7 protein-coding genes are annotated in these 7,099 nt (G+C 47.4%); 3 read left to right on the top strand and 4 right to left on the bottom strand.

Going from position 1 to position 7,099, the window contains the following annotated elements:
• Positions 1-34: 34 nt before the first annotated feature.
• Genes argH through B7X71_RS09990 form a run of 3 tightly spaced genes read left to right on the top strand, consistent with a single transcriptional unit; the run spans position 35 to position 3,539 of the window.
• Positions 35-1,453, top strand: a complete 1,419-nt coding sequence (gene argH / locus B7X71_RS10000; protein ID WP_293598302.1) for an argininosuccinate lyase — start codon at positions 35-37, stop codon at positions 1,451-1,453.
• 5 nt (positions 1,454-1,458) lie between these two features.
• Complete coding sequence (locus B7X71_RS09995; RefSeq protein ID WP_293598301.1) at positions 1,459-2,010, top strand: TRAP transporter small permease subunit; 552 nt, start codon at positions 1,459-1,461, stop codon at positions 2,008-2,010.
• Positions 2,007-3,539 (top strand): TRAP transporter large permease subunit, encoded by a 1,533-nt coding sequence (locus B7X71_RS09990; RefSeq protein ID WP_293598300.1) that lies wholly within the window; start codon positions 2,007-2,009, stop codon positions 3,537-3,539. Before B7X71_RS09995 ends, B7X71_RS09990 begins: the two co-directional genes overlap by 4 nt.
• A gap of 17 nt (positions 3,540-3,556) precedes the next feature.
• Here B7X71_RS09990 and B7X71_RS09985 read toward each other — a convergent pair whose 3' ends face one another.
• The 4 genes from B7X71_RS09985 to dcd form a co-directional block, all read right to left on the bottom strand.
• A complete protein-coding gene (locus B7X71_RS09985) occupies positions 3,557-3,820 on the bottom strand; it encodes a Txe/YoeB family addiction module toxin (protein ID WP_293598299.1) in 264 nt (87 codons plus the stop codon).
• A complete protein-coding gene (locus tag B7X71_RS09980) occupies positions 3,810-4,067 on the bottom strand; it encodes a type II toxin-antitoxin system prevent-host-death family antitoxin (protein WP_293598298.1) in 258 nt (85 codons plus the stop codon). Before B7X71_RS09980 ends, B7X71_RS09985 begins: the two co-directional genes overlap by 11 nt.
• 117 nt (positions 4,068-4,184) lie before the next feature.
• Positions 4,185-6,452, bottom strand: a complete 2,268-nt coding sequence (locus tag B7X71_RS09975; RefSeq protein ID WP_293598297.1) for an arginine/lysine/ornithine decarboxylase — start codon at positions 6,450-6,452, stop codon at positions 4,185-4,187.
• A gap of 48 nt (positions 6,453-6,500) precedes the next feature.
• Positions 6,501-7,067: a dCTP deaminase gene (dcd, locus tag B7X71_RS09970; protein WP_041484826.1), complete on the bottom strand. Its 567-nt coding sequence runs from the start codon at positions 7,065-7,067 to the stop codon at positions 6,501-6,503.
• Positions 7,068-7,099 lie beyond the last annotated feature (32 nt).

The following is a 7,099-nucleotide window of genomic DNA, read 5'->3' as shown; positions in this document are numbered from 1 at the left end:
AATAATCAAAGACCTACACCAATATACTGCGTTTATGAGCTCATCAAAAAATTCCCTTGCCAACAAAGCCCAAGCTTGGTCGGCCCGTTTTAACGAACCTGTTGACGAACTGGTACAGCGTTATACCGCTTCCATTGGCTTTGATCAACGTTTTGCCTTAGTCGACATTGCCGGTTCCTTGGCACACGCAGAGATGCTAGCCACCCAAAAGATTATCAGCGCCCAGGATTTAGCAGATATCCAAAAAGGTATGGCTCAGATCAAAGGTGAAATTGAGGCTGGTGAATTCAACTGGCAACTCGCCTTAGAAGATGTGCACCTGAATATCGAAGCACGTCTCACTGAGTTAGTGGGTGATGCTGGCAAGCGTCTTCACACTGGTCGCTCACGTAATGACCAAGTAGCTACGGATTTGCGTCTTTGGTTGCGTGGCAGCGTTGATCAAATTGCCGCTACCCTCAAAACTTTACGCGTTGCCTTACTCGATCTTGCAGAGAAACACTCTGCCACGATCATGCCTGGCCATACACATTTACAAGTGGCGCAACCCATTACCTTTGGTCATCACTTGATGGCCTATTACGAAATGTTTAGTCGCGATGCAAGCCGCCTGGCTGATCTTCGCGCCCGCTTCAATCGTCTGCCCCTCGGTGCAGCCGCATTGGCCGGAACAACCTACCCCATTGATCGCGAGCAAGTCGCCAAGATTCTGGGTTTTGATGGCATCTGCAATAACTCGCTTGATGCGGTGTCTGATCGCGACTTTGCGATTGAGTTCTGTGCGTTTGCATCGATCTTGATGATGCACGTTTCACGCCTATCTGAAGAACTGGTTCTGTGGCTCAGCCCACGCTTTGGCTTTATTGATTTGCCAGATCGCTTCTGCACCGGTAGCTCAATCATGCCGCAGAAAAAGAATCCGGATGTACCAGAATTAGCCCGCGGCAAAACTGGTCGCGTATATGGTGACTTGATCTCTTTATTAACCTTAATGAAGAGTCAGCCATTGGCGTACAACAAAGACAACCAAGAAGACAAGGAGCCTTTGTTTGATGCAGTTGATACGGTTCAAGATACTTTGCGCATCTTCGCTGATATGGTTCCACACATTCAGGTGAAAGCTGATGTAATGAAGGCTGCTGCTGAAGAAGGTTTCGCAACAGCAACTGACTTAGCCGATTATTTAGTTAAAAAAGGTTTAGCCTTCCGCGATGCCCATGAAGCAGTGGCTCACGCAGTTAAAGCCTGTGTTGGTCGCAACTGCATGCTCACTGATCTCACCCTTCCTGAATTACGCTTTGCTTGTGGCTTAGATAATCGTCCAGAGTTGATGGGGGATGATGTCTTTGCCCTGCTGACCGTAGATGGCTCTGTGAATTCTCGCCAACATGCTGGCGGCACCGCTCCAGCGCAAGTACTCGCCGCAGTTAAACGGGGTCGCGCAGATCTCTAAACTACATGGGTTTTTGGGGAACACTCTCAACAGGAATTGACCGACTAAATCAATTTCTGGGCAAGGCAGCCAGCATCATGATTTTGCTGTCTTGCATAGTATCAGCCGCCAATGCCCTACTCCGCTATAGCCTAGACATCAGCAACAACTGGCCTTTGGAATTGCAGTGGTATCTCTTTGCTGCTGCCGTGATGCTGGGAGCTGCATACACACTCAAACGGAATGAACACGTGCGAGTTGATTTAATTTACTCGCAGCTCTCTGATCGCGGACGTCTTTACGTAGATCTATTTGGTCTGATTGTCTTTTTGATGCCAGCCTGCATATTGTTCGCCTGGCTATCTTGGGCGACTTTGTTTTATCCCTCATGGCTAGTTTCAGAGGGCTCACTAAATGCAGGCGGTTTATCACGTTACCCCATTAAATTTGTTGTGCCCTTTGGTTTCTTCATGCTGAGCCTTCAAGGTCTATCAGAAATTATTAAACGCATTGGCGCACTCAAAGGCAAAGCAATATTGCCTGGTGCCGATCTCCATTATGAAAAGCCCATGCAATGATTCCGCTTGAATGGATGCCACCGCTCATGTTTGGCGGACTCATTGTATTTATGTTGATCGGATTTCCGGTGGCTTTTTCTTTGATGGCTGCGGGATTATTTTTTGCTGGCATTGCGATTGCTGAGAATTTCTTTGGCATGCCATTTCTGCAAGCCATTCCCCAACGCATCTTTGGCAGCGTCCTCGCAAACGACCTGCTGTTAGCCATCCCCTTCTTTACTTTCATGGGCGCAATCCTAGAACGCTGCGGTCTTGCAGAAGAAATGCTGGACTCCATGGGTCAGCTCTTTGGGCGTATTCGGGGCGGTCTTGGCTACTCAGTAATCATTGTGGGATTCATTTTGGGGGCAATCACTGGCACAGTGGCCGCTCAGGTGATCGCTATGGCCATGATCTCCCTGCCAGTAATGATGCGTTATGGCTACAACATGCGCTACGCTACGGGAGTTTTGGCGGCTTCTGGGACCATTACCCAGCTAGTTCCACCCTCTTTGGTACTCATTGTGCTGGCCGACCAGCTAAAAACCCAGAGCGGCAGCGCTGATGTGGGCAGCATGTATCTGGGTGCTTGGGGTCCATCCCTTCTGCAAATCGGTCTCTTTGCCCTCTATACATTCTTCCTTTCTCGCTTTAGACCTGACTACTTGCCCGCCACCCCAGAAAACGAACTTACCCTCAAGGGCTGGGCGCTCTGGAAAAAATGTCTACTGGGAATCATTCCTTCAGCAGTGCTGATTTTCTTGGTGCTCGGAACTATCATGACCGGCATCGCCACTCCCACCGAGTCTGGCGCTATGGGTGCGATGGGTGCACTAATTTTGGCCTGGATTCGTAGGGCAAGCATTCCCAACCTACAGGGATTGATTCAAGAGGCCTATCAAAACACTATGCGCATTACTGCCATGGTGGTCTTCATCTTGATTGGCTCTACGTGCTTCTCAGTTGTTTTCCAAGGGGTTGATGGTGGCCACTGGGTTGAAGAGTTATTTTCTAACCTACCAGGCGGCTGGGTTGGATTCTTGGTGGTTGTGAATCTATTTGTTTTCTTTTTGGCGTTCTTCTTAGACTTCTTTGAAATCGCTTTCATCGTTGTGCCCATGCTGGCACCAGTCGCAGTTAAGCTGCTTGCACCAGTATTGCTCGCCTCCATGAATGGCAATCCTCAAGCCGCAGCCAGCGCTGCACTAATATGGTTCGGCGTAATGCTCTGTGTGAATATGCAAACCTCATTTATGCATCCACCTTTTGGATTTGCACTGTTCTACCTACGCGGCGTTGCACCTAAAGAGGTGAAGAGTGGTGATATCTATTGGGGTGCGTTACCTTGGGTCGCTCTACAACTCATTATGGTTGTTGTAGTGGCGGCATTTCCAGCACTAGTCACCACCTTCCTGGATAAGCCTGCAGCAGTAGTGCAGAGCCAGGACTTTAATTTCACCAATACCGATGAAGCAAAGACAGATACACCACCAAGCAAGATGGATGAAGATGCGCCGGTAGTCTTTCAGTTAGATAAGCCAGGAAAATAACTACACTTGAAGCGAGATTATTGATAGTGATATCGGCAAGCAATTATCACCAGCCGATCTTTCTCGATGACGTATACAAGACGATGAACATCATCTATTCGTCTAGACCAAAATCCCGATAGGCTTTCTCTTAATTCCTCAGGCTTTCCAATTCCATCCCCAGGATTGCGCATAGCATCTTTTATAAGTGCATTGATACGCTTTAAAGTTTTTTTGGCTTGCCCTTGCCAGTAAACACAATCAGACCATGCGGCGCTTGTCCAAACAACGCTACTCAGCATCTACAAGAGTCTTTTCTTTGGTTTGCCCTTTTCGATATTGCGCCAATGATTTCTCCAAATGTTTTGCGTTAGCTGGAGATTTTAATAAATGGAGTGTTTCCATCATGCTGTTATAGGTATTTAAAGACATCACCACAGCATCATCAGCATCTCTGCGAGAGATGATGGCTACATCACAATTACTCACTACTTGATCGATCACTTGTTTAAATTGGTTTCTTGCGTCAGAAAAATTAATCACTTTCATGGTCCAGCCTAACTTGTTCAATATATTGTACAAGTATAGTCAAAGGCTGATTTTGGTGCAAGCAAAAAAATACCCTGCAAAAGCAGGGCATTAAGGGGATGATTTACCTGAACTAAATCACAAGGTGATATCAGGCTCTTGCCTCACGCAGTCAACATAGTACTCACTACGTCCATCGATATCCGCTTTGACCAGACCATGAATGTCAGTCTCAAATCCTGGGAATTGCTCATTGAAGTCACGGGCAAAGTAGAGATAGTCAATGATGCGTTTATTAAAACGTTCACCCGGGATCAGCAATGGAATACCTGGAGGGTATGGAGTGACTAGCATTGCAGTAATGCGATCTTCGAGTTGGTCTAAAGAAACGCGATCTACTTTTTTGTGCGCCATCTTCGCCCAAGCCTCTGAAGGCATCATCGCCGGCACCATATCCGAGGTATACATCTCCGTAGTCATACGGGCCACGTTACGACTCTTATAGAACTCATGAATCTTCTGACAGATGTCTTTAAGACCAACGCGCTCGTAACGAGGGTGCTTAGCAACGAACTCTGGCAATACTTTCCACAAGGGAGCGTTCTTATCAAAGTGGTCTTTAAATTGCTGCAGCTCAGTGACTAAGGTATTCCAGCGACCTTTGGTAATGCCGATAGTGAACATGATGAAGAAGGAGTACAGACCGCACTTCTCTACGATCACACCGTGCTCAGCTAAGTATTTAGTAACAATACTTGCTGGGATACCCATAGAACCAAAGTTACCTTCAATATCTAATCCAGGCGTTACAACAGTCGCCTTGATTGGATCAAGCATATTGAAGTCTTTGGCCACTTTGCCGAAGTCGTGCCAGCTAGCGTTCGGCTCCAGAATCCAATCTGAACGCTCGCCAATACCCTCTTCAGCCAAGTGATCCGGACCCCAAACCTTAAACCACCAGTCTGCGCCAAACTTATCATCTACCTCACGCATTGCGCGACGGAAATCCATCGCCTCGGCAATAGATTCTTCAACTAGTGTGGTGCCACCAGGGGCCTCCATCATGGCAGCAGACACATCGCAAGAAGCGATGATGGCGTACTGCGGACTGGTAGAGGTATGCATCAGATAGGCTTCATTGAAGCAGTCGCGATCGAGCTTGTGCTCTTCGGCATCCTGCACCAAAACCTGCGAAGCTTGAGAAAGACCAGCCAATAACTTGTGGGTTGATTGGGTGGCAAACATCAAACTCTTCTTAGTGCGCTTACGATCAGATCCGATGGCATGCATGTCTTTGTAGAAAGGATGGAAGGCAGCATGCGGCAACCAAGCTTCATCAAAATGCAAAGAATCTACTTTGCCATCGAGCATCTCTTTAATCATCTCAACGTTGTAGACGATCCCATCATAAGTGCTTTGCGTGAGCGTCATCACACGAGGCACTACGTTCTTGTCCTTAATGAAGGGATTGGCATCAATTTTCTTCTTGATGTTTTTCCACTCAAACTCTTCTTTTGGAATCGGGCCAATAATGCCAAGGTGATTACGAGTTGGCATCAAGAAAATCGGGATAGCACCCATCATCGTGATCGAGTGAATGACCGACTTATGGCAGTTACGGTCTACTAACACCACGTCGCCAGGGGCAACAGTTGAGTGCCAAACAATTTTGTTTGATGTGGATGTACCGTTGGTTACGAAAAACAAATGATCCGCATTGAAGATGCGCGCAGCATTGCGCTCGCTTTGCAAGACAGGACCAGTGTGATCTAACAACTGACCCAATTCTTCCACTGCGTTGCAGACGTCAGCACGAAGCATGTTCTCGCCAAAGAATTGATGGAACATGCGACCCACTGGACTCTTTAAAAAAGCCACGCCACCAGAGTGGCCCGGGCAGTGCCAAGAGTACGAACCTTCAGAGGCGTAATTAGTCAAGGCGCGGAAGAATGGCGGCGCCAATGAATCGAGGTATACCTTGGCCTCGCGAATGATATGTCGCGCCACAAACTCTGGCGTATCCTCATTCATATGAATGAAGCCATGTAACTCACGCAAGATGTCATTCGGCATATGGCGTGAAGTACGGGTCTCACCATACAAGAAGATCGGAATGTCTTCATTGCGCTTGCGTACTTCGGTAATAAATGCGCGTAAGTTATTTAATGCAGGCAAGTCATGATCTTCGGAGTCAGAAACAAACTCTTCGTCATCAATCGACACAATAAAGCTGGATGCACGGGAAGCCTGTTGCGCAAAGGATGTCAGGTCTCCGTAGCTGGTTAAGCCAATAACCTCCATGCCCTCGTTTTCAATCGCTTCTGCTAAGTCGCGAATACCTGAACCTGAAATATTTTCAGAGCGAAAGTCCTCATCAATAATGATGATTGGAAAACGAAATTTCATGAGCACCCTTTAGAGTCGCCAATATGGCGATGAAGCAGATTAAGCAGATTAAGTCTTGGGCAGAGTTACGCCGACTTGGCCTTGATACTTACCGCCACGATCTTTGTACGATGTACCGCATACTTCATCGCTTTCAAAGAACAGAACTTGTGCACATCCCTCGCCGGCATAAATCTTGGCAGGCAAAGGAGTTGTATTAGAAAACTCGAGCGTGACATAGCCTTCCCACTCGGGCTCGAATGGAGTGACGTTCACAATAATTCCACAACGCGCATAGGTACTCTTACCAACGCATACCGTTAAGACGCTGCGCGGAATCTTGAAGTACTCAACGGTTCTTGCCAAGGCAAAAGAGTTTGGAGGGATGATACAAACTGGGCCCTTGAAATCAACAAAAGATTGCTCGTCAAAATTCTTAGGGTCAACGATAGTGCTATTGATGTTCGTAAAAATCTTGAACTCATCAGCGCAACGAATGTCATAGCCATAGCTTGAAGTGCCATAGCTCACAATTTTTTGCCCGGCAGCATCTTGGCGGACCTGCCCGGGTTCAAATGGGCTGATCATGCCTTGCTCGCCCATGCGGCGGATCCAGTGGTCAGATTTAATAGTCATGGCCGAATTGTAAAACCATCGCAGGCCATATG

This window comes from Polynucleobacter sp. 39-46-10, assembly GCF_002282275.1.
Note: the sequence above shows the minus strand (reverse complement) of the source record. Positions and strands in the feature narration are given on the sequence as shown.

Coding starts and splice junctions, on each gene's coding strand:
- argH (WP_293598302.1), top strand. CDS start 35: ATGAGCTCATCAAAAAATTCCCTTGCCAACAAAGCCCAAGCTTGGTCG.
- B7X71_RS09995 (WP_293598301.1), top strand. CDS start 1,459: ATGGGTTTTTGGGGAACACTCTCAACAGGAATTGACCGACTAAATCAA.
- B7X71_RS09990 (WP_293598300.1), top strand. CDS start 2,007: ATGATTCCGCTTGAATGGATGCCACCGCTCATGTTTGGCGGACTCATT.
- B7X71_RS09985 (WP_293598299.1), bottom strand. CDS start 3,820: ATGCTGAGTAGCGTTGTTTGGACAAGCGCCGCATGGTCTGATTGTGTT.
- B7X71_RS09980 (WP_293598298.1), bottom strand. CDS start 4,067: ATGAAAGTGATTAATTTTTCTGACGCAAGAAACCAATTTAAACAAGTG.
- B7X71_RS09975 (WP_293598297.1), bottom strand. CDS start 6,452: ATGAAATTTCGTTTTCCAATCATCATTATTGATGAGGACTTTCGCTCT.
- dcd (WP_041484826.1), bottom strand. CDS start 7,067: ATGACTATTAAATCTGACCACTGGATCCGCCGCATGGGCGAGCAAGGC.